This window comes from Luxibacter massiliensis (assembly GCF_900604355.1).
Lineage (GTDB): Bacteria > Bacillota > Clostridia > Lachnospirales > Lachnospiraceae > Luxibacter > Luxibacter massiliensis.
In genome coordinates this window covers 2,184,842-2,209,515 of the sequence record NZ_UWOE01000001.1, presented here as the reverse complement: position 1 = coordinate 2,209,515, position 24,674 = coordinate 2,184,842, and the positions used below count along the sequence as shown (strand labels likewise).

Sequence of the window (24,674 nt, the reverse complement as noted above, 5' to 3'; positions counted from 1 at the left end):
CGATTACAAGGATTTTACTTCGAGAAAAAGGTATCGTAGAATACCGTGAAATATCATAACAGATTTTTAAAATGGAGTAATATTGGAGTAAATATTTCAAATAATAGTATAAAAACAGCGTAGACAGTGGTAACACTGCTTACGCTGTTTTTATAAAGTTGTTGTAATGTAATAATTTATACTTATTGAACTGCTAATGTTCAATAAGGTATACCCAAAGGGACATATGTTAGGGTGTGCCCTTTGGGTATAGAAAATAGGACTGCCGTAAGCAATATAATTATGCGGCAGTCCTATCTTCTATTGTAGGCTTCAGATAACTAAATTTAGAAAGTTTTTGGCTGTGTCAGGATAGATTTTACATGGTCAATTTCCTGCTGTGTTGCTTTGGCAGCAGGTACATAATAGCTTTTTTCTCTTGCGACCTGATAAAGCTTTTCCTGGGACATTTCACATTGATTGCGAATTTGCTTCAGGCATTGCTTTAATTCTTTGTTTTCTGTCTGGGGAATCATATCACCAAACATTTTAAGTTCACCGTTTACACCGACTAATGCATCAGATACCATTGTTTTTTCATTCATATTCGTCACCTCTTATAAGAATTTCATCAAATCCTGTTTGTTTTTCATTGCAGAATCAGCAGCATCCTGGAAGAGCTTCTTAATTTCAGGGTCTTCTGCCTGGGATGCATAATCAGTCATTTTGCAGTGAGTAGTGTCATAGCCGCCGATCAAGTGGCGTAAGTTCTGTAAATCCAGAATAGAAATATCAGACATAATAGAGCCTCCTTTGAGTAATAATATTTTCAAAAGTTATTATGTCCCTATAATGAAAAAATATCTGTTAAAAAAAATAAAATAGGAGACGAATTGAATGCTGGAGAAAATTATCTATATTTCCATAATGTAAAAATTAATCGGTTCTATTTGGCTATATACAGATATAATATTGGCAGTGTCTGGGCAGTACTGATGGACGATTATGGAAATGCATATTGTATACAATTTTTAAGGTGATTTAGGCGGACGCAGCCGAGTATGGAGGACAAACTCGGAAAAAAGCTCACGCATTTCTGCAGATGTACGGTACATACACTCAGGATGCCACTGGACACCGATGGCAAAGGGGTGTGATGAGATTTCGATTGCTTCGATTGTCTTATCCGTGGCATGTGCACATGCAGTCAAATTCTTCCCCAGGGCGCCTATTGTCTGGTGATGAAAGCTGTTTACCTCCAAGTGGGAACCGATATAGCGTCTGAGCTGGGTTCCACGTTCTACGATAATTTTGTGGCTGACTTCAGAGCGGGTGTAGGATTGCTGCATGTGGTTTAAAGGTTTGCCTGGCTGGAGGGAAATATCTTGGTAAATAGACCCTCCGCAGGCCACGTTAAAGACCTGCATACCCCGGCATATTGAAAAAACTGGTTTTTGGGTGGAGAGGACGGCCTTCATCAGGCGGATCTGGAATAAATCGAGAGTTATATCGGTTTTGCCGATCCCATTTCTAGGTTCCTGCCCAAATAGAAGGGGTGTAATATCGTTGCCGCCGCAAAACAGAAAGCCATCGCAGAAAGAAGTGTACTCCTGGATTGCAGAATCAGAACGGATAAGAGGGAGGATCATTGGAAGTCCTCCTGCATACCGTACGGATTGGATATAGGTGTTGGTTACAAATTGTCTGTCGTCAATAAGGCCGCAGACTACGACTCCGATTTTAGGTTTCATAAGCACTCCTTTTTCAGCATAGGATAATGCAGGCAGAAAACCCCGCCTGCCATGGTGTTTATAGGGTATGTCAAAAAATGGAAAAATATACATTGTTTCACAGCGATAGCTGTGAATCTGCCCGCAGGGCAAGGGTTAAGGGGTACCCGGAGGGTATACATTGTTTCACAGCGATAGCTGTGAATCTGCCCACAGGGCAAGGGTTAAGGGGTACCCGGAGGGTATACATTGTTTCACAGCGATAGCTGTGAATCTGCCCACAGGGCAAGGGTTAAGGGGTACCCGGAGGGTATACATTGTTTCACAGCGATAGCTGTGAATCTGCCTGCAGGGCAAGGGTTAAGGGGTACCCGGAGGGTATATATTAGGGAAGGACAGGTGTGGATTATGGGAAATCTGATAGATATGCATTGTGATACCATCAGCAGGCTGATGAATAAGCCGGGAGAGAGTCTTAGAGATAACAGCTTGTGTGTGGATATTAAAGGGATGAAAGAAGCCGGGACATTGGTTCAGTTCTTTGCCTGTTTTGTCAACGTGCAGGCTTTATCAGCAAAACCGGCAGCGGCAGTACGGAAGGGGGAGATTACAAAAGAGGCTTGGGACAGGGGATATGAAGAAGTACTGGCGATGGCAGCGCGGATTGACAAAGAACAGACAGAAGAGTTAAAACCAATCCTTTCATTTGAAGACATTTTAGATAATGAAAGGGAAGGAATTATTTCATCGGTTAAAACTGTGGAGGAGGGAGGAATTTTAAATGGGAATTTAGGCAGATTAGAGCAGCTTTATAATCGGGGTATACGCCTAGTCACACTGACATGGAATTACCCCAACTGCCTGGGATTTCCGAACAGCCGTGAGAGGTCAGACATGCAGAAAGGATTGACGGATTTGGGGATTCAGGCAGTCAAATGTATGAATCAGCTGGGAATCATCGTAGACGTCTCCCATTTATCTGACGGGGGGTTCTGGGATTGTATTCAATACAGTGATATGCCTATATGCGCATCCCATTCAAATGCAAGAGAATTATGCCCTCATCCAAGAAATCTATCAGATGAAATGCTGATATCCCTGGGAAATAAAGGGGGTGTGGCAGGACTTAATTTTTACCCGCCTTTTTTGCGGGCGGAGAAAGGAGCCAAGATTCAGGATATTGCCAGGCACGCCGCCTACATTATCAAAGTGGCAGGGGAGGAAACCCCGGCCATTGGGACAGATTTTGATGGGTTTGACTATAAAGAGGGAGATGGATGGATCCGCCATGTTGGGGATATAGGGATGGTCTGGGAAGAAATGAGGAAGCAGGGCATTACAGAGAGGCAGCTGGACAAAGTTATGGAGGGGAATGCAAGACGTATTCTAAAAGAAGTGCTGTGAAATCTGCCGTGAGGAAATGAGAAAAATAAATATTAACTTGTACTGCTTTGTGGTACAATGATGAAAGTGAATTTTAAGAACAAGAGAGAAGAGGAGGACTTTATGGAAAGTCAGAAAATTATCCAGGTAGAGGAAAAGGTTCCATTTAAATTGCTGGTTCCATTAAGTATTCAGCATATGTTTGCCATGTTTGGCGCATCTGTCCTGGTACCGTCTGTTTTTGGGATTAACCCAGCTGTTGTACTGTTTATGAATGGCATAGGAACCCTGTTGTTTATACTAATTACAAAGGGAAAAGCACCGGCATACCTTGGCTCCAGCTTTGCATTTCTGGCACCTGCTGGGATTGTGATAAGTAAGTGGGGGTATAGTTATGCCCTAGGCGGCTTTATCGTAGTAGGATTATGTGGGTGTATACTGGCATTTATCATTTACAAATTCGGGTCTGGATGGATTGACGTAGTTTTACCGCCTGCGGCCATGGGACCAGTTGTTGCTCTGATAGGCTTGGAACTGGCGGGTACTGCCGCTTCTAATGGAGGCTTAAAGGATGAGGTGATTGATGCAGGAAATGTAATTGTATTTTTGGTGACATTGCTGACTGCAGTTTTAGGCTCAGTTGTTTTCCGGAAATTCCTTTCTGTCATCCCTATATTGGTTGCTATTATTGCGGGATATGTGGCGGCACTTATCTGTGGGATTGTGGATTTTAGCCAGGTAGGTGCGGCTGCATGGTTTTCAATGCCAAATTTTTCACTGCCCCAATTTAAATGGGAAGCAATTGTCATCATTCTGCCTGTCCTCCTAGTTATTACGTCAGAACATATTGGGCACCAGATTGTGACCAGCAAAGTGGTGGGCAGGGATCTGCTAAAAGATCCGGGACTGCACCGTTCTTTGCTGGGAGATAACCTTTCAACCATGATTTCAGGCTGTATCGGTTCGGTTCCCACGACAACATATGGTGAGAATATTGGTGTCATGGCAGTGACAAAGGTATATAGTGTCTATGTCATCGGAGGCGCTGCCATCTTGTCTGTATTGCTGTCATTTATAGGGAAAATAACCACACTGATCAGTACAATCCCAGGACCGGTAATCGGCGGCATCTCTTTTCTGCTTTACGGCATGATTGGTGCATCAGGGATACGGATACTGGTAGAGGCACAGGTAGATTACGGCAGGTCCAGGAATATGGCGATGACCTCTGTTATTTTTGTGACAGGACTTTCAGGGATTTCTGTACAGTTCGGAAGCGTGCAGCTTTCCGGCATGGTATTGGCCTGTGTTGTGGGGATGCTGATGGGCCTGCTGTTCTTCCTACTGGACAGGTTTCATTTGACAAATGATTGAGAGAGGGAAGGCAGTTAGCCTGGGTATACCTTATTGGACGGAGTCCACCCGTCCGAAGGACATGAGTTAAGGTGTGCCCTTTGGGTATACCTAGTTGGACGAAGTCCACCCGTCCCATAGGGACATGTATTAAGGTGTGCCCTTTGGGTATACCTAGTTGGACGAAGTCCACCCGTCCCATAGGGACATGTATTAAGGTGTGCCCTTTGGGTATAACTGAGTGGACATTCATGGTTTAATAAGCATGAAAAGCTGCTGTTCTTTGCAGGGATTAAAAAATGTTGCCCGATTTAAACCGGGCAACACGAAAACTTATTTTTTGATTGTCTATTTAACTGGATGCACACCATCTCGTGGCGGCATAGAGTTTTTCATTTTTCTATTCATCTGGTATAATTCATAGTTTAGTATTGTTTACTTATAAACTGCCTGCTTAAGGAATTGGACCTTCCTATTTTACCAGATCAAAAAAGGCAGATAGCTTTTACTGGATGTCTGCTATTTTTCAAGTTCCTGCATTTTCATGGCACGGACTTTTAGTGGCAGGCCAAAGAGATTAATAAACCCTTCCGCATCATGGTGGTCATATAACTCACCAGTGGTGAAGCTTGCAAGAGACTCACTGTACAGTGAATAGGGGGAAGTTGTTCCCGCCTTTATGATATTACCCTTGTAGAGCTTAAATTTTACTTCACCAGTTACATACTGCTGTGTCACATCTACAAATGCCTGAATTGCTTCGCGCAGCGGCGTAAACCATTTTCCCTCATAGACAATTTGGGCAAATTTATTTCCTAAATCTTTCTTGACTTCATAGGCCGCACGGTCCAGTACAAGCTCTTCAAGCTGGTCATGTGCTTCCATCAAAATAGTGCCCCCGGGAGTTTCATAGACACCGCGGGATTTCATTCCTACAACACGGTTTTCTACAATATCGACGATTCCTACTCCGTGTTTTCCTCCAAGCTCGTTTAACTTGGTGATTATTTCAGACACCTTCATTTCTTCGCCATTGATGCTCTTCGGAACACCGGCCTCAAATGTCATTGTTACGTACTCGCCCTCATTAGGCGCTTTTTCCGGTGAAACTCCCAGAACAAGAAGATCCTCGTAATTTGGCTCATTTGCAGGATCTTCCAGCTCCAATCCTTCATGGCTGATATGCCACAGGTTGCGGTCACGGCTGTAGCTATGTTTTGCATCAAAGGGAAGGTCAATGCCATGCTGCCTGCAGTATTCGATTTCATCCTCCCGGGACTGCATAGTCCATACATCGGTCATTCTCCAGGGAGCTATGATTTTAATATCCGGAGCAAGTGCTTTGATGCCCAGCTCAAAACGAATCTGGTCATTGCCTTTTCCCGTGGCACCATGGCAGATAGCTGTTGCCCCTTCCTTGCGGGCAATTTCAACAAGTTTCTTGGCAATTACCGGGCGTGCCATAGAAGTGCCAAGAAGATATTTATTCTCATAAACTGCGCCAGCCTTTACACAAGGCATAATATAGTCATCACAGAATTCATCTATGATATTCTCTATGTACAGTTTAGAAGCGCCGGACAGCTTTGCCCGTTCTTCCAGTCCATCCAGCTCCTCGCCCTGCCCACAGTCGATACAGCAGCATATAACTTCATAATCAAAATTCTCCTTCAGCCAGGGAATAATCGCAGTTGTGTCGAGTCCGCCGGAATATGCCAATACAACCTTTTCTTTACTCATTTCATTTGCCTCCTGATAAATTCTGTTATTTTAAGAAATCTCATTGAGTGTATACTCTAAATAGGTCAAGACATACTATACACCATATTTAATATTTATGCAATATAAAATGGTAAGAAATTAATTTTATGCATGAAAACTTATAAATATGCATAAAATGTGTAACATATTCAGTGAATATACATGTCGAGAAGAGAGAATATTCTGAAAATGGCGGGCAAAGGGGACAGACCCTCCTGCAAAAGGGACAGACCCTCCTGCAAAAGGGACAGACCCCTTTGCAGGAGGGTCTGTCCCCTTTTACAAAAATATTGGAAAACTTTCTATTTCGGTAGTATAATCAAAATATTAATACAGACAGAAGGAGATCACCGATGCTTTATTTTAATTGTGATTATAATGAAGGTGCCCATGAGGCTGTTTTGGCCAGGTTATGTAGTACCAACATGGAGCAGACGGAGGGGTACGGGGACGATGTGTATTGCCGGGAGGCAAGGGAGATGATATGCAGGCTGTGCGGGGATGAAAGGCTTGGGGTCCATTTTCTGACAGGAGGGACACAGACAAACCTGACGGTGGTTGCGGCTGCCCTGCGTCCTCACCAAGGTGTACTTGCCGCCTGCTCGGGGCATATTAATGTACATGAGACAGGGGCCATCGAAGCATGTGGGCACAAAGTGCTTGTACTTCCCTCTGTGGACGGGAAGATTAAGGCATGCCAGGTAGAGCAATATTGCCAGGGACACAGGGCGGATGACAGCTTTGAGCATACAGTACAGCCTAAAATGGTGTATATTTCCAATCCCACAGAGCTGGGGACGATTTACAATAGGGCAGAACTAGAAGAGTTGTCCCTGGTTTGCAGGAAATATGGAATGTATTTATTTCTGGACGGCGCCAGGCTGGGGTATGGTTTGACAGCAGAGGGGAATGACCTGGATTTAGCGGCTCTTTCCCAACTTTGTGATGTATTCTATATAGGTGGCACAAAGGTGGGGGCACTGTTTGGAGAGGCTGTAGTAATTTCCAATGATGAGCTGAAGACGGATTTTCGGTATATTATGAAACAAAAAGGAGGCATGCTGGCAAAAGGCAGGCTTCTGGGCATACAATTCTTAGCGCTGTTTGAGAATGGGTTATATTTCAAACTGGGAAAACGGGCAAATGTCCTGGCCGGGGAGATACGGCGTGCCTGTCAGGCAGCAGGATACCCGTTTCTGGTGGAGAATACAACAAATCAGGTATTTCCCATCCTGCCAGACAGAAAACTGAAAAGTCTAAGTGAACAGTATCATTTCTCTTACCAGGAAAGGGTTGATGATCTGCACAGTGCCGTCCGTTTTTGTACAAGCTGGGCTACGACGGAAGAAAATGTAAAAAGGCTGTCAGAGGATTTGATGAGATGAGTAAGAAGAAAATGAGATTCCCCCAAAGTAAGTTTGTCCGGGAACTGATGGAATGTCTGAAGGTGATTATGATTGCTGTGGCTGTCACATTTATTTTGAATAAAGCATTGGTTGCCAATGCCCAGGTTGTCTCCGGCTCAATGGAAGAGACTGTCATGACAGGGAGCTGGATTCTTGTGAATCGGCAGGCATATCTTATAAATGGGCCAGAGAGAGGGGATATTGTCTTATTCCAGTCGCCGGAGAAAAATAATAAGGAGTATTTAAAACGGATTATTGCACTGCCAGGTGAAACTGTGGAAGGAAGAGATGGCAGTGTGTATGTTGACGGAGCTAAGATCAAAGAGAGTTATATTAAAGAACCGGCAACGGAAGATTTTGGGCCTTTCCGGGTGCCCACAGACTGTTATTTTATGATGGGTGATAACAGGAATGATTCTTGGGACTCCCGCTATTGGGAAATAAAATATGTAAACTATGATGCAATTATCGGAAAAGCGGAGCTGGAATATTATCCAGAGATTAAAAGCCTGCACTGATTGGGAGGGACATAGAAACAGCCACCATGCATGCTTCAAATGTGAGATGAGGCCCAAAGCTTTATGTACTTCACTGTCCTCATCCGGCATCTGTAGCTGCAGTCGTGGCTGCTTTTATCTCTGTGCCTGATTTGCGTCTTTTGAATCAGCTGCTTTTAGAGGGCTGTCCCTTTTCTTGGAATAAAAAAATTCTTCATATCCACATTTTCTAATTCCAACAATTTTATTTTTTTATCAATTCCACCGGCATATCCTGTCAAACTGCCGTTTGTCCCCACAACCCGGTGGCAGGGGACAATGACAGACATAGGATTATGACCGATGGCACTGCCCACTGCCTGGGCCGACATATGGGGAAGTCCTCTTTTTACAGCTATCTGTTTCGCGGCCTGGCCATAGGTAATGGTATTGCCGTATGGAATGGAACGGAGAATCTCCCACACCTGATTTTGGAAGTCTGTCCCTGTAAAATGAAGGGGGACTGTAAAATCAGGCTCTTTTCCAGAAAAATAAGTTTGGAGCCAGCATTTGGCCTGTTCGAATACAGGGAGTTCTCTCTCCTCATGTTTCTTATCTAAATGCAGGGCAAAATATTTTTGTCCTTCAAACCATAATCCTGTCAGTCCGATCGTATCTGCGGCTAAAAGAATATCTCCCAAAGGGGAGTGGTAATGGCTGATGTATTGCATAAAATTCCTCCTTATATACCTAAAAACTATCTGGGAGCAGCCGTTGTTTAGAGTCTGGCCTGTAAAAAACAAACGGACAGAACAACGGTTCTTTTTTGATTATAACAGCTTATTATAGACATTTCTAGATCTTGGGGGATGGTTAATGATTCCTTTCCCGGGAGTAACTGCCATGGCTGCTGTATTACGGCTTAAATTGTGGGCCAGTGGTCAGGGCATAAGTTGCGGGAGGGAGAGAGGATATGGTATACTTTATAATACTGAGAGGCATTTAAGTTTATAAGTTCATGTACATTTTGGAAGCTGTGGATTATATATACTTCTTGCATATTGGCAGCCTGCTGGGTTGGGTTTACCTTATTGGACGAAGTCCCCCCGTCCGAAGGACATGTGTTATGGGGTGCCCTTTGGGTATAAGTTTTTAAGGAGACTGGCGGATATTTGGCGAAGTGGAGAGGAAGAGGGATTTAGAGATTTAGAGAAAGACAGAGAAGTGAGATTGTATTTGGAAACACAAATATAAAGAAAGGATAGGGCGGATTATGAAAGTATTGGCAGTGATTGACATGCAAAATGATTTTATTGACGGAGCATTGGGGACTAAGGAAGCACAGGAGATTGTGCCCAGGGTAGTGGAGCGGATCAGAGAGTTTGGCGGTCTTGTGCTGGCTACCAGGGATACTCATGCAGACAATTATATGGAAACCCAGGAGGGGGCCCACCTTCCGGTTATGCATTGCATACAGGGTACACGGGGGTGGGAGATCCGCCATGAAATTGCCGGATTATTAACTGAGGAGCCGGTCAATAAACCAGGATTTGGCAGTCTTTATCTTAGTGAAAAGCTGCAGGAATATCACAGACATAAAGAACCTATAGAGAGCATCACACTTATAGGGCTTTGTACAGATATTTGTGTGATTTCTAATGCAATGCTTTTAAAAGCATATTTGCCGGAAGTGCCAGTAATAGTCGATGCTTCCTGCTGTGCCGGGGTTACACCTAAGAGTCATAGCCGTGCGCTGGAAGCTATGAAGATGTGCCATATAGATATTATAAATGAGTAGGGGGAGCCGGAAGATGGAAAATTTTCAGTATTATACGCCGACCAAAGTGATATTTGGAAAAGGGACAGAGGAAAGAACAGGGGCGTTAGTTAAGGAATATGGATGTAAAAAAGTGCTTGTACATTATGGCAGCAGCAGTGCAGAGCGCTCAGGACTTCTGGGCAGGATATGCCATTCTCTGGATGAGGCAGGTGTGAACTGGATTTCCCTGGGAGGGGTTGTACCCAATCCCCATCTGTCACTTGTATATGAAGGCATTGAGTTGTGTAAGCGGGAATCTGTTGATTTTATCCTGGCTGTAGGGGGCGGAAGTGTCGTTGATTCAGCCAAGGCAATCGGGTACGGAGTCTTAAACGAGGGGGATGTATGGGACTTTTATAGCAGAAAAAGGAAAGCTGGCGCCTGCCTGCCAATAGGTGTGGTTTTGACGATTGCGGCGGCTGGATCTGAAATGAGCGCATCTTCAGTAATTACCAATGAGGACGGAGGAATCAAGAGAGGATACAGCAGTGACTTGTCCAGGCCCAGATTTGCAGTCATGAATCCTGAGCTGACTATGACCCTTCCGGAATATCAGACGATGAGCGGGTGTGTGGATATTATCATGCATACGTTGGAGAGATATTTGAACCAATCTGATAATATGGAGATGACAGACAGAATCAGTGAGCAACTGATGCGTACAGTCATGAAGAATGCGTTAATTTTGCTGAAGGATCCAAAAAATTATAAGGCCAGGGCAGAAGTGATGTGGGCCGGAAGCCTTTCCCACAACGGGTTGACAGGCTGTGGGACGGATGGCGGCGACTGGGCAACCCACCAGTTGGAGCACGAGCTGGGGGGCATGTTTGACGTGGCCCATGGAGCAGGCCTGTCGGCAGTATGGGGAAGCTGGGCCAGATATGTTTTAGATGGCCGGCCTGACCGTTTTGCACAGTTTGGATTTCACGTTATGGATGTGGAGAATACTGGAGATATCATAGGAGATGGAATGAGAGGAATTCAGGCATTGGAAGAATATTTCCGCTCCATCCATATGCCAGTATGCATGGAGGAACTCGGTATTCATCCTGACGATGGCCAGATAAAAATGCTCGCTGATAAGTGTAGCTTCCAGGGACAGAGGACTATAGGGTGTGTGAAAGTGCTGGACAAGGAGGATATGTACCGTATCTATCAGGCTGCCAGATAGGAAGGCCGGAAGCAGTAAAGAGCATTAGCGGGGACAGATAGCAAATAGGTGCTTGTATGCTAGGATATGCTATAAGGAGCAGAATGGATGAAAAAGGCAAGGAAAGCCATATTATGGATCTTAAGCGTTTTAAGTGGAGTTGGGATTGTCCTGAGTCTCCTGGCAATACGGATGACCCATAAAGTAGAAAATACTATTTCAATAATTGGTGGCGCAGACGGGCCCACCAGCGTATTTGTGGCAGGAAGGGCAGTGGGGTTTATGCCCTTGTATATAGCTACGGCCGTACTGGTGCTGGCACTTTTGATTATATTCTGCCTGCCGTCAGAACTAACATTCTGGAACCGACAGGAAGTATTTATTACGATGGAAATAGAACAGTATATAAAAGCAAAAGAAATCTTGCTTAATAAAGGAATAGCTTTCGATGTCAGGATAAAACGCCATGCTGGCCGGGACGCTCATATACTGGGCCGTCTGGGGGAGAGCGAGAACAATAACACAACATATTCCCTTTATACAGATAAAAAGACTGCCGAAGAGGCCAGATATCACCTGAATCAGGAACTGCATTAGCATATATTTTCAATTTAGGACGTAGCCTTTTTACATTTTCATACGTCCTAAACCAAGTATTGAGACGCTGCAGGTCAGGGAATAAAGTAAGGGGGGATGCAGTATGCTGGAAGAAAGGATAAAGCAGGCTTGTATGGATGAATTACCTGCAAGAGACTGTGTGTTTACAGGAGAAACCTTGAAAAGTGTAAATGTGCAGAAAGTAGAGTTTATGCAGGTGAGGTTTGAGAAATGCAGATTTCTGGAATGTGATTTTGAAGGTGCAGCTTTTTACCAGTGCCTGCTGGATAGGTGCGATTTTTCTAACTGCTGTTTTTCAGGAAGTTATTGGAAAAAGAGCAGGGTTTCAGGCTGCAAGGGCAGCGGTGCTGTTTTTGGGAAAGCAGTATTTAAGGAGACAGAATTTTCGGGATGCTGCCTTGAGCTGTCCAATTTTGGCGGCAGCACATGGGAGGGCAGTACCCTGGGGGCTTGTTCACTCAAGGATGCGTTTTTTTCAGAAGTTAAATTCAAGAACACAGTGATTTCTAAAACAGATTTTTCTGGGGTTGATTTTTTTAGGACTGAACTTAAGGGGATGGATTTCTCAGACAGCAATATAGAAAATATTTTGTTGTCTGATACTTTCCGGGAAGTGGAGGGCATGAAAATCAATATGTTCCAGGCTGGGGAGATTACAAAATTGCTGGGCGTCCAGATTGTGTAGTTTCAGGGTATATTTTAAACTGTATTGCCCAGGAATGCCTGAGACCCGGGACCAAAATAAGGCAGAATATAATATATGGGAGTGGTAAGAGTACTTATGATATTGGAGAAGGAACCTAAACTTAAAATCCGCCCTATGGAGGAGAAAGATATAGATAGAGTAATGGAAATTTGGATGATTGCCAATAAGGAAACCCATAGTTTTATTGATCCGTCTTATTGGGAAGGGCAAGAAAAGTATGTAAGGGAAATGATTTTTGGCGCTGAAGTATATCTATGTGAACAAAGTGAAAGAATTCTTGGATTCGCTGGTTTGCAGGGACAGTATTTGGCGGGGATTTTTGTGGAAAAGGACAGCCGCGGCCAAGGCTATGGCAGCAGGCTTTTAAAGTTTTGCATGGAGCAAACCCGCTGCCTCAGCCTCCATGTATATAGAAAGAACGATAGGGCAATGGAGTTTTATCTTACCCATGGGTTTAAAATAGACAAGGCGGAAATGGATACAGAGCTGGGGGAAGTGGAATTGTTTATGTCATGGGAGTCCCCCCCGGACAGAGGTGTGAAATAAGGTTGGGTTTCTCTCCGCCTTTGGCAGGCGGAAATAAAATATTGGGCAGGTAAGGAAATGATACGGATTGAGCGGTCGTCGGCTGAAAGCCTGGACGAGGCAGCCAGACTGATGGAAAAGGTGTGGAGGCAGACAGACACAAAAGAATGGTTTGTAATTGAAGAAAAGGAATGGTTAAGAGAGCGTATGCAGTCAGGCCGGGGGATTTTGTACCAGGCTTTCGATGAGGGGAAAGGACAGATGGCAGGGGTGCTTTTTGTAGTGCTGCCGGGAAATGTTGAGGATAATTTAGGGGTGGATGCAGGGATTGCGCAAGATCAACTGCAGAAAGTGGCTCATATGGATACTGCTGCCGTGCTCCCCGAATATCGGGGGAAAAAGCTTCAGTACAAAATGATGCAGATGGCAGAAAAGGATTTAAGGGACATGGGTTACCGTTACCTGATGTGTACAGTGCACCCGGATAATAGATTTAGCAGAAATAATATCACAGGGCAGGGGTATACCCTTGTGGCCACTAAGAGAAAGTATGGCGGGTATTTAAGAGATATTATGTGGAAGGAATTGACGGGAGGGGGCAAATGAAAATAGACCGGTTGATAGGTATTTTATCCATATTGCTCCAGAAGAAAAGGGTTACGGCCCCATACCTGGCAGAAAAGTTCGAGGTGTCCCGCAGGACTATCAACCGGGATATTGAGTCGCTCTGTAAAGCGGGCATACCTCTGGTTACTATCCAGGGGGCTGGGGGCGGGATTGAGATAATGGGAGGATACAAGATAGAGCATACCCTTTTGACCTCCCAGGATATGCAGGCCATACTGGCCGGTTTAAGAAGCCTGGACAGTGTGGCAGGAAGCAAGCGGTACCAACAGTTGATGGAAAAACTCACCATGGGAGGTTCTTGTGTTCTTCCGTCTAACCAGCACATTGCCATTGATTTGTCCTCCTGGCACAGAAACTCTCTTGCCCCTAAGATTGAGCTGATCCAATCTGCCATAGAAAATAAGGAAATGATCTCTTTTGAGTATTATGCCCCTGCAGGTGAAAGTTTTCGGACAATAGAACCGTACCTGCTTGTTTTTCGATGGAGCTCCTGGTATGTATGGGGATATTGCCTGAAGCGCCGTGGGTTCAGGATGTTTAAGCTGAACAGGCAGCAGGGGCTCAAAAACCAGGGAGAGATTTTTAAGCCAAGGCAGGTTCCAGAATTTAAGATGGCAGAGGAGGTTATTTTTCCTGCTGCTATTTTCGTGAAAGTATTATTTGACCCATGTATGCAGTGGCGGCTTATAGAGGAGTATGGAATAGAAAGTTTTTGCAGGCAGGAGGATGGGAAGCTTTTGTTCAAGGGTGGCTTTACTGACAAAGGGAGTCTGTTTGGGTGGCTCCTAAGCTTTGGGGATCAGGCGGAGCTTGTGGAACCGGAATGCTTAAGGGAGGATCTCAGAGAAATGATATGGACTATGGGCCGGAAGTACAAAAGTTAATGTGGCAGAAATATAGGAAGAGGGGGCAAAAGGAGCTTAAGCCTTCTTCGTTTGGTTTCGGATTTTGACTGTGGAGGATTACCATGAATTTTCAAATAACGGATTGTGTGGCCGATGACGTTAATTTTATATTGCATAAGCTGATGGAGTACAATTTTCAGCAGGTGCCAAAAACTCAAGAGGCAGATTTTATAGATATAAGCAGGAAAATAATAAATGAAAATGGCCAAATTATTGCAGGCTGCGTGGCTAGGATGTATTGTTGGAAGATTGTTTATCTGGATATATTGTGGGTGGATGGAAGCTGCAGACAGCTGGGGATGGGCACCCAATTATTAAAGGAAATCGAGGCAATTTCAATCAAAGAAGGCTGCTCTCTGATACATTTAGATACATTTGATTTTCAGGCAAAGGATTTTTATTTGCGGCAAGGCTATGAGATATTTGGCATGTTAGAAGACTGTCCCCCAGGCCATACCAGGTATTATTTAAAAAAGAAACTTGTTTGATTTCAGTTTGCAGGGGGGGATGCGGCTGAAAATATTTGCAATAATCTTATAATGAGGACATACTAATGTCATGTTATATGTGATAGACTTCCTTTGAAGATAAACCTGAACTATAGGGCGCCCTTTAGGACAGAGGATTGAAGGAGGAGAAGAAATGGAATACGAATTAGTTTATCTGGAGGAAAAAACAGTGGCGGGTATCCGTGCCAGGACAAATAATTTTTCCCCTGACATGGCCCAGGTGATTGGCGGGCTTTGGGGGAAATTCTATGGGGAACAGATTTATGAAAGTCTGCCGCGGAAAAAAGGATGCAAGGCCCTTGGTATTTATTCCGGGTATGAGAATAAGGAGAAAGGGGATTATGACATTACTGTAGCCTGCGAGGTGGAGGGAAGCGGGACGCTTCCTGATGGTGTGCAGTTGTATAAGATTCCGGCTGGAAAATATGCAAAGTTCATTGTAAAAGGGGAACTGCATGAAGCTGTAGGTGAATTCTGGGAGCAGCTCTGGAAGATGGAACTTCCCCGTACTTTTGTTTGTGATTTTGAGGAGTACCAGACAAAGGAAGCTGACAAGGCGGAGATCCATATGTATATCGGAGTGAAGTAAAGAACACAGCCAAGTCCTGTATGGACTGGAGTGGCAAATCCTATGAGAAAAGTGAAAATTAATAAAACAGGAACCTTTTGTTCTGATTACGCCCAGACAGTGGGTTTGCTCAAGTAGACCTCAGTTCATTTAGACTGAATTCTAGTTTTAAGGTGTAGAAAAAATACGGCAAATTCCTTGACAAACCAGGAAATGTGAGTAAAATAAGACAAAACAGTGAAATAGTAAATACCACATGAATGGAGTCCAGAACGATGAAAACAAAACATAACAGTCTTGATATCATGAACAGATTTAATCAGACTCTGCCCCTTGCTGACAGTCTTGTTTTTGTACCCTGCGTCCCGTGTCCCTTTGGGGTAAGCGCATAGTATAAAAATCAATATTGACAGTGGAGAGGATATCGTTGTGCTGGATATTTTGTATGGATATAATACAAAGGATAGAAGTATAGCAGTATGCTTCTGTCCTTTTTGATTTATGATAATGGAAATAGGGGTTAAATTGCCCTTGTGTTCTATCATAAAAGTTGGGGAAATGGGTATCTGTAGAGAATGTCCCAGGAAGCACATATAAAAGAAAAAGAGGAAGGTTAAAGAATATGGACAGGAAGGAAATTCTAGGTTCGAAAAAGAGAATTGTTATAAAAGTAGGGACAACAACGATTACTTACGACGAAACCGGAAATATTAATTTAGATAAGCTGGAAAAATTTGTACGGATTCTGATTAATCTCAGGAATAAAGGCAAAGAGGTCATTGTTGTCTCTTCAGGCGCCGTGGGGATTGGAAGGAATGTCCTGGGACTGAAAGGGAAGCCTGATACTGAGGCAGCCAGGCAGGCATGTGCCGCTGTAGGCCAGGGCAGGCTCATGATGATTTATGAGAAATTGTTTAATGAATACAGCCAGCTGACTGCCCAGGTGCTGCTGACAAAAGAGTCCATTACAAGCCAGGAGTGCAGGAAGAATGCGAGGCAGACTTTTGATGAATTGTTCCGGATGAATGTGGTACCCATTGTTAATGAAAATGATGCCATTTCGGTAGATGAACTGGCATATGGAAATTTCGGAGATAACGACACTCTCGCGGCTTATGTGGCAAGGCTGGTGGATGCCGATTTACTAATCCTTATGTCGGATATTGAAGGGTTGTATACAGATGACCCGAAATGTAACCCGGATGCCCGGTTTATCCATACGGTTGCTCAAATCGATAAAGGATTGGAGAAAATGGCAAAGGGAGCGTCGGGAGATTTAGGGACAGGAGGCATGGCAACTAAGATTGAGGCGGCCAAGATTGCCACAGAAGCAGGGGCGGATATGGTGATTGCAAATGGCACGAATATTTATACCATCAATGATATTATGGCCGGAAAGAAAATAGGTACCTTATTTTTATCAGGCAGCAGGCAGGAGACAGGGAATGAATTTGCTCCTAAAAGGGAACAATACCGCAGGCAGGCCAAAAAGCAAAGAAAAGAAGGGCAGAGGGCGGAGCAGGCAGAGGCAGTGTGCTCCAGGGAGTCCGTGGGCCATCCAGATGTGTTTTCTCACCCTTTCAGTAACTGCCAGAAAAGCCAGATGCCTCCCAGGTCTGCTGCTCTATAAATCTGAAGGCTGGCGCAGCGGCAGGATATACAGTACTTAAGCCGTGGGAAGTACGGAATAATCATGCATAGGATAGGAGGAGTTTATGGGCAATTACATGGAAACATTGGGTATCAGGGCCAAAGCCGCGTCCCGGGAGGCCGTCAGGCTTGGGGCCGGTGAGAAAAATAGGGTTTTGCTTACTGTGGCAGATGAGTTGTGCCTGGAGACGGAGGAGATTCTTAAAGAGAACCAAAAAGATGTAGATGAAGCCGTACAGGCAGGGATGAAGGATTCCCTCGTGGACCGGCTCAGGCTTACAGACAGCAGGGTGCAGGATATGGCAGAGGGCCTAAGGCAGATTGCGGGATTAGAGGATCCTGTAGGGGAGATTTTATCTATGAAAACAAGGCCTAATGGACTTCGGATCGGCAAAAGAAGAGTGCCCCTCGGTGTGGTTGGAATCATCTATGAGTCCAGGCCTAATGTGACATCTGATGCATTCGGACTCTGTTTTAAAACAGGCAATGCAGTGATCCTTAGGGGCGGCAGTGATGCTATCTGTTCAGATAAGGCAATTGTCCATGCTGTGAAAGAGGGACTCCGCAAGGAAAAGGTTAATCAGGATATGATTCTTCTCGTGGAAGATACGAGCCGAGAGGCTGCCGGTGAGATGATGAGGCTCCATGATTATATTGATGTGCTCATTCCTAGGGGCGGGGCCGGTCTGATTGCGAATGTGGTTGAGAATAGTACGGTACCTGTGATAGAGACAGGTACCGGGAACTGCCATATTTATGTGGATGAATTTGCAGATTTGGGGATGGCTGCCGATATTATTGAAAATGCCAAGACACAGAGGATGGGCGTATGTAATGCCTGCGAATCTCTTGTCGTGCATGAGAGAGTTGCCCGTCTGTTTATTCCAACAATCGTGAACCGGCTTAAAATGCACCAGGTAGAGATACGGGGGGATGAAACTGCCTGTGCATATAGTGAGGATATAATACCTGCACAGGAAGATGACTGGTCTAAAGAGTATCTGGACGCAGTGATTTCAGTGAAAGTAGTCGGCTCTCTTGAGGATGCTGTTGGGCATATTAATATGTATAACACAGGACATTCAGAAGCTATCATTACAGAAAACTACGAAAATGCTATGGGTTTCCTGGACGAGATAGATGCGGCGGCAGTATATGTAAATGCTTCAACCAGGTTTACAGATGGATTTGAGTTTGGGTTTGGGGCAGAAATCGGAATCAGCACGCAGAAGCTCCATGCCAGGGGCCCTATGGGTCTGGAAGCATTGACGACTACGAAGTATGTGATTTTTGGAAATGGGCAGATACGTAAATAGATAGACGCTGTTGTATGAAAAGCAGGTATATCAGAAAAATCCAATGAGGGTCATCTGATATACCTGCTTTTAGCATGGGAATTGGTATATGGCCTGTTTGTTCCCTTTATGCTTACAGTGCCAATGGACAGCGTCCAGCAAGGTATGCCCAAAGGGCACCCCATAACACAAGTCCTTCGGACGGGTGGACTGCGTCCAGTAAGGATATACTTTTTGAACTGCTAATATTTAATAAGGTATGTATTATGGTGTGCCTTTAGATATAAAATGGGAAATAAGTATTGCATAATATGCATTTGAGGTGTATTATTATGCAATAGCTTTCATTTTTTTTAAAACACAAACGCCATATTGGAATAAAAACAGCCGCTTTACTTAACAGTAAAAGTGTGGTATATCATTAATAGTTATAAGCTAAGAAAGGAAGTTGTAATATGGTTAGAGTTGGAATAATAGGGGCAACCGGATATGCAGGGGGGGAATTGGTGCGGATTCTGACAGCACATAAAGAGGCTGAGATAATCTGGTATGGTTCCCGGAGTTATATAGACCAAAAGTATGCAGACGTATATCAGAATATGTTTCAAATAGTCGACGCAGTGTGCATGGATGATAATATGGCAGAACTGGCGGGGCAGGTAGACGTGATATTTACAGCCACTCCGCAGGGATTGTGCGCGTCATTGATCAATGAAGAAATCCTCTCAAAAGCAAAAGTTGTGGATTTGAGTGCAGATTTCCGTCTGAAGGATGTGGCTACATATGAAAAATGGTATGGACTTCAGCATAAAAGTCCCCATTTCATAGAGGAGGCCGTATACGGATTGTGCGAGATAAACCGTGAGGACATTAAAAAGGCACGGCTCATAGCAAATCCAGGCTGCTATACAACATGTTCAATACTGACTGCATATCCTCTGGCAAAAGAAGGAGTGATCCACATGAATTCCCTAATTGTAGATGCAAAATCGGGTACATCGGGAGCCGGCAGGGGCGCCAAAGTTTCCAATTTATTCTGCGAAGTGAACGAGAATATTAAAGCATACAGTGTTGCCACACATAGACATACGCCAGAGATAGAGGAACAATTGGGATATGCTGCAGGGGAAACAGTGATGCTGAATTTTACTCCCCACCTGGTGCCCATGAACCGCGGAATACTCGTAACCGAGTACGCCCAGCTGAAGAAAGACGTATCTTATACAGATGTGAAGGCAATATATGAAAAGTATTATTCCAAAGAAAAATTCGTAAGAGTATTAGAAGAAAACACCTGTCCTGAAACTAAATGGGTGGAGGGAAGCAACTATGTAGACATCAACTTTAAAATAGACAGCCGTACAGGGCGTATTATCATGATGGGAGCAATGGATAACCTGGTGAAAGGCGCGGCTGGGCAGGCAGTACAAAATATGAACTTACTGTTTGGGATTCCGGAAGCGGAAGGCTTAGAGCTGGTACCAATGTTTCCATGATAGAATAGGACGTAGTAAAATTAAAAAGTATACGTCCTAAATTGCATTTAGTGGTGTACCTTTTTTAACTGTGAAAGGATTTATAATGATTCGTATAATGACGATTGAGGATTATGATGGGGTTTATAGTCTGTGGATGAAGATCAAAGGGTTTGGCATCCGCAGTGTGGATGATTCTAGGGAGGGAATTGCCCGGTTTTTAAAGCGGAACCCGACTACCAGTGTGGTGGCGGTAGAGGACGGCCAGATTGTGGGAAGTATTCTCTGTGGGCATGATGGACGCAGAGGGTGCTTGTATCATGTGTGTGTCGATGAGGGGTTCCGCAGGAAAGGCATTGGAAAGGCAATGGTTGTGAAGGCTATGGAGGCTTTGCGCCAGGAGGGCATCAGCAAGGTTTCTCTGATTGCATTTACAAAAAATGATATTGGCAATGCATTTTGGAATACCATTGGCTGGACCGAAAGACTGGATTTGAATTATTATGATTTTGTCCTGAATGCGGAAAATATCACTGCATTTAACGGACAGTAGGAGTACGTGGACAGTGTCAAAGATAGGGATTATGTACAAGAAAGGGAGATTGTTATGCAGATGATTAAAGGTGGAGTTACCTCGGCGAAGGGATTTGAGGCGGCAGCGGCGGCAGCGGGAATTAAATATCAGGACAGGACGGATATGGCTCTTATATATAGTAAAAAGCCTTGTAAGACAGCCGGCACATTTACCACAAATGTGGTGAAGGCTGCACCGGTGAAATGGGATGGGAAGATTGTGCACAGTGGCGTGAAATCCCAGGCAATTATTGTGAATTCGGGGATTGCTAATGCGTGTACGGGGCGTAAGGGGTTGGATTATTGCCGGGATACGGCGGAAGCTGCTGCTAAAGCGCTTGGAATAGATGCTGAGGGAGTTTTGGTTGGGTCTACAGGCGTCATAGGAATGCAGCTGCCAGTAGATAAGCTGAAAAATGGGATTTCAAAATTGGCGGAAAGTAAAGGGAAAAGTAGTGAAAAGGGAACATTGGCAGCTAAAGCAATCATGACTACAGATACATTTGAGAAAGAAATTGCGGTTACGATCCAGGTAGGCGGGAAAAAGGTCACTATTGGGGGGATGGCGAAGGGATCAGGCATGATCCACCCAAATATGTGTACAATGCTGTCTTTCATTACCACAGATGCTGCTATTTCCAGAAAAGCACTGCAGAAAGCGCTCAGCGAGGATGTTAAAGAGACCTACAATATGATTTCAGTGGATGGGGATACCTCCACAAATGATACAGTGCTTCTTTTGGCAAACGGTATGGCAAAAAACGAGAAAATAAAATATGGAACCGAAGATTATAAGAAATTTGCAGAAGCTCTCCATGCCGTAAATGAGTATCTTGCTAAAAAAATAGCAGGAGATGGGGAAGGGGCCACTGCATTGTTTGAAGTGAAAGTTGACGGAGCGGCAACGAAAGAAAAAGCTAAAATCCTGGCAAAATCTATTGTGTGTTCCAATCTGACAAAAACTGCGATTGCAGGACACGATGCAAATTGGGGACGCATTTTGTGCGCCATGGGGTATTCAGGCGTGGAGTTTGACCCAGAAAAAGTAGACCTGTATTTTCAGAGCAAGGCTGGCAAAATCCAGATTATTCAAAATGGGACAGCGATAGATTACAGTGAAGAAAAAGCAACAGAAATACTTTCACAGCCTGAAGTGACGGCTATTGCAGAAATAAAAGAAGGCAGTGAAAGCGCGATTGCATGGGGGTGCGATTTGACCCATGGGTATATTGATATTAATGCGGATTACAGAAGTTAAGCAATTTGGGTACACCACTAAAGTCAATTTAGGACGTAGCCTTTTTGTAAAAGGTTACGTCCCCAGGAGGTTATTATGAACAAGAATATGCAGCAATATCTGGACAAGGCCCAGGTATTAATCGAAGCGCTTCCCTATATCCAGCGTTTTAACCGCAAAGTGATTGTGGTTAAATATGGGGGCAGTGCTATGGTAGATGAGGAACTTAAGAAGCAGGTTATTGAGGACGTCACACTGCTCAAGCTGGTTGGCTTTAAACCGATTATTGTGCACGGCGGAGGAAAGGAAATCAGCAGATGGGTGAATAAAGTTGGCATGGAACCCCAGTTTATAAATGGGTTGCGGGTGACTGACAAAGAGACAATGGAAGTGGCTGAGATGGTTCTTGGCAAAGTGAACAAGAGTCTGGTGCAGCTGGTGGAAGAGCTGGGAGTGCGGGCCATTGGAATCAGCGGCAAGGACGGAGGCCTGCTGAAAGTGGATAAAAAGCTGTCAGATGGGGAGGACATTGGTTTTGTTGGGGAGGTCAGGGAAGTCAATGAGGATATTCTGTATGACCTGCTGGAAAAGGATTTTCTTCCAATAGTATGCCCTGTAGGTTTGGATGACAGTTTTAATACATATAATATCAACGCAGATGATGCAGCCTGTGCGATTGCCCGGGCGGTAAAGGCAGAGAAACTTGCATTTTTGACTGATATTGAAGGCGTATATAAAGATCCCGGCGACCCGGCCACGCTGATTTCTGAGCTGCGGGTCGAGGAGGCGCAGAGGCTGATGGACGAAGGCTATATTGGGGGCGGCATGCTGCCTAAGCTGCAGAATTGTATCGACGCAATTGAGCATGGCGTATCGAGGGTGCATATTTTAGACGGTAGGATCCCCCACTGCCTGCTCCTGGAGATATTCACGAATAAAGGAATTGGGACAGCTATTTTAAATGGCGGAGAAAGTAGGTATTATTATGGTGAATAGTAAAATCAAGGCCGGTGAAGAGAATCTCTTACATGTATATAATCGTTTCCCGGTTGCCTTGGATTACGGGGACGGCATGTATGTGTATGACACAGAGGGCCGCAGATACTTGGACTTTGCAGCAGGCTTTGCAGTGACTGGCTTAGGGTATGGGAACAAGGAGTTAAATGATGCACTGAAAGGGCAGATAGATAAAATATACCATATATCTAATTTGTATTATCACGAGAATTGTGGGGAGGCTGCCAAGGAATTAAACCGGATTTCGGGCATGGACAGAGTTTTTTTTACGAACAGCGGCAGCGAGGCCAATGAGGGGGCGCTCAAGGCCGCAAGACGCTATGCATATACAAAAAATACAGGCCGGTATGAGTTTATCGCCATGGAAAATTCATTTCATGGACGTAGCTTTGGCTCCGTGTCTGTTACTGGCCATAATTCTTACAGGGAACCTTTTGAGCCTGTTTTGCCGGGCGTGAAGTTCGCAGAATTTAATAATCTGGACAGTGTGAAAGCGCTTGTCAATGATAAGACCTGTGCCATCATCTTGGAACCCCTGCAGGGTGAAGGGGGAATTAACCTGGCTACACAGGAGTTCATGGAGGGAATCAGGGAAATCTGTGACGAAAATGAAATTTTGATGATCTGTGATGAAGTCCAGTGCGGCATGGGCAGAACAGGCACTATGTTCACTTGGCAGGGGTTTGGCGTGAAACCGGATATACTGACTATGGCAAAAGCCATTGGAAATGGCATTCCGGTGGGCGCTTTTGCCATGACTGAGGCCGTAGCTGCGTATTCTCTGCGCCCTGGCGACCACGGCGCTACGTATGGCGGGAACCCCCTGGCTTGTACGGCAGTAAAAAAAGTGATTGAAATTTTTGAGAGGGATCAGATTCTGGAACACGTGAACCAGGTCTCCCCGTATCTTGAAAGGCGTTTGGATGAACTCACTGAGAAGATTGGCTGTATTGTCCGCAGGAAAGGCAAAGGACTCATGCAGGGGTTAGAATTTAATATTCCTGTATCAGAAGTGAACAAGAGAACCATTCAGGAGGGACTTTTAGTAATACAGGCAGAAGGGAATGTGATCCGTTTCCTGCCGCCCTTGATTTTAGAGGAAAAGCATATAGACGAAATGGTGGAAAAGCTCACAAAGGCTTTGTCCTGAAAATAAAGAATACAATCTACGAAATAAAAACCAATCATTGGGATATACTATACCTTAATCCGCAGCCTGAAGACTGCGGATCCGCCCGCAGGGTTCAAATTGCAGGATACCCTTGGGTATACCTTAATCCGCAGTTCCAAGGCTGCGGGCCTGCCCTGGGGAAGAATAAGCAGAGGAAAAACTGCAGGAGGTATAGGAATATGATTGGTTTTTTTATTGCCCTGCTCTCGGGCGCCCTGATGAGTATACAGGGAGTGTTTAACACACAAGTGACAAAAACAGCCGGAATGTGGGTCAGCAATGCATGGGTACAGCTTACCGCTTTTCTCGTCTGTGCGGTGATCTGGGTCTGTACAGGCAGGGACAGTATCACGGCTATTGCAAAGGTTGAACCTAAGTACATGCTCCTGGGAGGGGTGATAGGTGCAGGGATTACCTGGACTGTTATTAAGAGTATGTCGGCCCTGGGCCCTGCGAAAGCAGCCTTGCTCATCGTAATCGCGCAGTTAGTGGTCGCATATGTCATTGAACTTATGGGGCTTTTTGGAGTGGAGAAGGAGCCTCTGGACTGGAGGAAGATTGGAGGGCTGGCCTTAGCTCTAATCGGGATTGCCATTTTCCAGTGGGAATGATGGAGTGATGCCGCATAGCCGGTGTAATATAAATGTAACAAAAACGTAAAAAAATATATTGTAATTTAATCTATTATTCGTTACAATATTAATGTCCGGCATAGAGGGGATTCCAAGTGTCGTAGAGAAT

26 protein-coding genes are annotated in these 24,674 nt (G+C 44.6%); 21 read left to right on the top strand and 5 right to left on the bottom strand.

Translation table 11 applies throughout. From position 1 onward, the window contains the following. Nucleotides 1-326 precede the first annotated feature (326 nt). From EFA47_RS10250 to EFA47_RS10240, 3 genes are all read right to left on the bottom strand, one after another. Nucleotides 327-584 carry a spore coat protein gene (locus tag EFA47_RS10250; protein WP_122643184.1) on the bottom strand — a complete coding sequence of 86 codons (258 nt, stop codon included), beginning with the start codon at nt 582-584 and terminating at the stop codon, nt 327-329. A 12-nt stretch (nt 585-596) separates the two neighbouring features. Beyond that, entirely contained in the window at nt 597-779 is a 183-nt protein-coding gene (locus EFA47_RS10245; RefSeq protein ID WP_122643183.1) for a hypothetical protein, read from the bottom strand. Nucleotides 780-1,010: 231 nt separating this feature from the next. Continuing rightward, on the bottom strand, nt 1,011-1,730 hold the full coding sequence (locus tag EFA47_RS10240; RefSeq protein ID WP_122644498.1) for a gamma-glutamyl-gamma-aminobutyrate hydrolase family protein: 720 nt from the start codon (nt 1,728-1,730) through the stop codon (nt 1,011-1,013). A 387-nt stretch (nt 1,731-2,117) separates the two neighbouring features. Here EFA47_RS10240 and EFA47_RS10235 point away from each other — a divergent pair, with 387 nt between their 5' ends. Together EFA47_RS10235 and uraA are read left to right on the top strand one after the other, a co-directional pair. Further along, nucleotides 2,118-3,113: a dipeptidase gene (locus EFA47_RS10235; RefSeq protein ID WP_122644497.1), complete on the top strand. Its 996-nt coding sequence runs from the start codon at nt 2,118-2,120 to the stop codon at nt 3,111-3,113. Nucleotides 3,114-3,215: 102 nt separating this feature from the next. Then, the gene (uraA, locus tag EFA47_RS10230) at nt 3,216-4,466 is read left to right on the top strand and encodes a uracil permease (RefSeq protein WP_122643182.1); all 1,251 of its coding nucleotides are present in this window, start codon (nt 3,216-3,218) and stop codon (nt 4,464-4,466) included. A 498-nt stretch (nt 4,467-4,964) separates the two neighbouring features. Here uraA and EFA47_RS10225 read toward each other — a convergent pair whose 3' ends face one another. Then, a complete protein-coding gene (locus EFA47_RS10225) occupies nt 4,965-6,185 on the bottom strand; it encodes an argininosuccinate synthase (protein WP_122643181.1) in 1,221 nt (406 codons plus the stop codon). Between the two features lie 374 nt (nt 6,186-6,559). On the opposite strand from EFA47_RS10225, the gene EFA47_RS10220 reads away from it, so the two are divergent. Together EFA47_RS10220 and lepB are read left to right on the top strand one after the other, a co-directional pair. After that, nucleotides 6,560-7,591, top strand: a complete 1,032-nt coding sequence (locus tag EFA47_RS10220; RefSeq protein WP_122643180.1) for a threonine aldolase family protein — start codon at nt 6,560-6,562, stop codon at nt 7,589-7,591. Continuing rightward, nucleotides 7,588-8,130, top strand: a complete 543-nt coding sequence (lepB, locus tag EFA47_RS10215) for a signal peptidase I (protein WP_122643179.1) — start codon at nt 7,588-7,590, stop codon at nt 8,128-8,130. The genes EFA47_RS10220 and lepB overlap by 4 nt, the downstream gene beginning before the upstream one ends. 155 nt (nt 8,131-8,285) lie before the next feature. Here lepB and EFA47_RS10210 read toward each other — a convergent pair whose 3' ends face one another. Continuing rightward, nucleotides 8,286-8,819 (bottom strand): methylated-DNA--[protein]-cysteine S-methyltransferase, encoded by a 534-nt coding sequence (locus EFA47_RS10210; protein WP_122643178.1) that lies wholly within the window; start codon nt 8,817-8,819, stop codon nt 8,286-8,288. Nucleotides 8,820-9,361: 542 nt separating this feature from the next. Between EFA47_RS10210 and EFA47_RS10205 the strand changes: the two genes are divergently transcribed. From EFA47_RS10205 to EFA47_RS10125, 17 genes are all read left to right on the top strand, one after another. Further along, complete coding sequence (locus EFA47_RS10205) at nt 9,362-9,886, top strand: cysteine hydrolase family protein (RefSeq protein WP_122643177.1); 525 nt, start codon at nt 9,362-9,364, stop codon at nt 9,884-9,886. Nucleotides 9,887-9,899: 13 nt separating this feature from the next. Then, nucleotides 9,900-11,078: an iron-containing alcohol dehydrogenase gene (locus tag EFA47_RS10200; RefSeq protein ID WP_122643176.1), complete on the top strand. Its 1,179-nt coding sequence runs from the start codon at nt 9,900-9,902 to the stop codon at nt 11,076-11,078. An 87-nt stretch (nt 11,079-11,165) separates the two neighbouring features. Next, entirely contained in the window at nt 11,166-11,654 is a 489-nt protein-coding gene (locus EFA47_RS10195) for a hypothetical protein (RefSeq protein WP_122643175.1), read from the top strand. A gap of 103 nt (nt 11,655-11,757) precedes the next feature. Continuing rightward, nucleotides 11,758-12,360: a pentapeptide repeat-containing protein gene (locus EFA47_RS10190; protein WP_122643174.1), complete on the top strand. Its 603-nt coding sequence runs from the start codon at nt 11,758-11,760 to the stop codon at nt 12,358-12,360. 75 nt (nt 12,361-12,435) lie between these two features. Continuing rightward, a complete protein-coding gene (locus EFA47_RS10185; RefSeq protein WP_122643173.1) occupies nt 12,436-12,927 on the top strand; it encodes a GNAT family N-acetyltransferase in 492 nt (163 codons plus the stop codon). A gap of 57 nt (nt 12,928-12,984) precedes the next feature. Continuing rightward, nucleotides 12,985-13,512, top strand: a complete 528-nt coding sequence (locus EFA47_RS10180) for a GNAT family N-acetyltransferase (protein WP_122643172.1) — start codon at nt 12,985-12,987, stop codon at nt 13,510-13,512. After that, nucleotides 13,509-14,417, top strand: a complete 909-nt coding sequence (locus EFA47_RS10175; protein WP_122643171.1) for a helix-turn-helix transcriptional regulator — start codon at nt 13,509-13,511, stop codon at nt 14,415-14,417. Before EFA47_RS10180 ends, EFA47_RS10175 begins: the two co-directional genes overlap by 4 nt. 83 nt (nt 14,418-14,500) lie before the next feature. Then, nucleotides 14,501-14,926 (top strand): GNAT family N-acetyltransferase, encoded by a 426-nt coding sequence (locus EFA47_RS10170; protein ID WP_122643170.1) that lies wholly within the window; start codon nt 14,501-14,503, stop codon nt 14,924-14,926. A gap of 154 nt (nt 14,927-15,080) precedes the next feature. Next, nucleotides 15,081-15,536, top strand: coding sequence for a GyrI-like domain-containing protein (locus EFA47_RS10165; protein WP_122643169.1), 456 nt, complete (start codon nt 15,081-15,083; stop codon nt 15,534-15,536). Nucleotides 15,537-16,137: 601 nt separating this feature from the next. Beyond that, the gene (proB, locus tag EFA47_RS10160) at nt 16,138-17,145 is read left to right on the top strand and encodes a glutamate 5-kinase (protein ID WP_122643168.1); all 1,008 of its coding nucleotides are present in this window, start codon (nt 16,138-16,140) and stop codon (nt 17,143-17,145) included. Between the two features lie 85 nt (nt 17,146-17,230). Then, nucleotides 17,231-18,481: a glutamate-5-semialdehyde dehydrogenase gene (locus EFA47_RS10155; RefSeq protein ID WP_122643167.1), complete on the top strand. Its 1,251-nt coding sequence runs from the start codon at nt 17,231-17,233 to the stop codon at nt 18,479-18,481. A 434-nt stretch (nt 18,482-18,915) separates the two neighbouring features. Beyond that, nucleotides 18,916-19,956 (top strand): N-acetyl-gamma-glutamyl-phosphate reductase, encoded by a 1,041-nt coding sequence (argC, locus tag EFA47_RS10150; RefSeq protein ID WP_122643166.1) that lies wholly within the window; start codon nt 18,916-18,918, stop codon nt 19,954-19,956. 85 nt (nt 19,957-20,041) lie between these two features. Further along, complete coding sequence (locus EFA47_RS10145; RefSeq protein ID WP_122643165.1) at nt 20,042-20,488, top strand: GNAT family N-acetyltransferase; 447 nt, start codon at nt 20,042-20,044, stop codon at nt 20,486-20,488. Between the two features lie 54 nt (nt 20,489-20,542). Further along, nucleotides 20,543-21,766, top strand: a complete 1,224-nt coding sequence (gene argJ, locus EFA47_RS10140; protein ID WP_122644496.1) for a bifunctional glutamate N-acetyltransferase/amino-acid acetyltransferase ArgJ — start codon at nt 20,543-20,545, stop codon at nt 21,764-21,766. A gap of 75 nt (nt 21,767-21,841) precedes the next feature. Beyond that, complete coding sequence (gene argB, locus EFA47_RS10135; protein ID WP_122643164.1) at nt 21,842-22,741, top strand: acetylglutamate kinase; 900 nt, start codon at nt 21,842-21,844, stop codon at nt 22,739-22,741. After that, nucleotides 22,731-23,912, top strand: a complete 1,182-nt coding sequence (locus EFA47_RS10130) for an aspartate aminotransferase family protein (RefSeq protein ID WP_164689973.1) — start codon at nt 22,731-22,733, stop codon at nt 23,910-23,912. The genes argB and EFA47_RS10130 overlap by 11 nt, the downstream gene beginning before the upstream one ends. Before the next feature lie 200 nt (nt 23,913-24,112). Continuing rightward, entirely contained in the window at nt 24,113-24,544 is a 432-nt protein-coding gene (locus EFA47_RS10125) for a DMT family transporter (RefSeq protein WP_122643163.1), read from the top strand. Nucleotides 24,545-24,674: the final 130 nt, after the last annotated feature.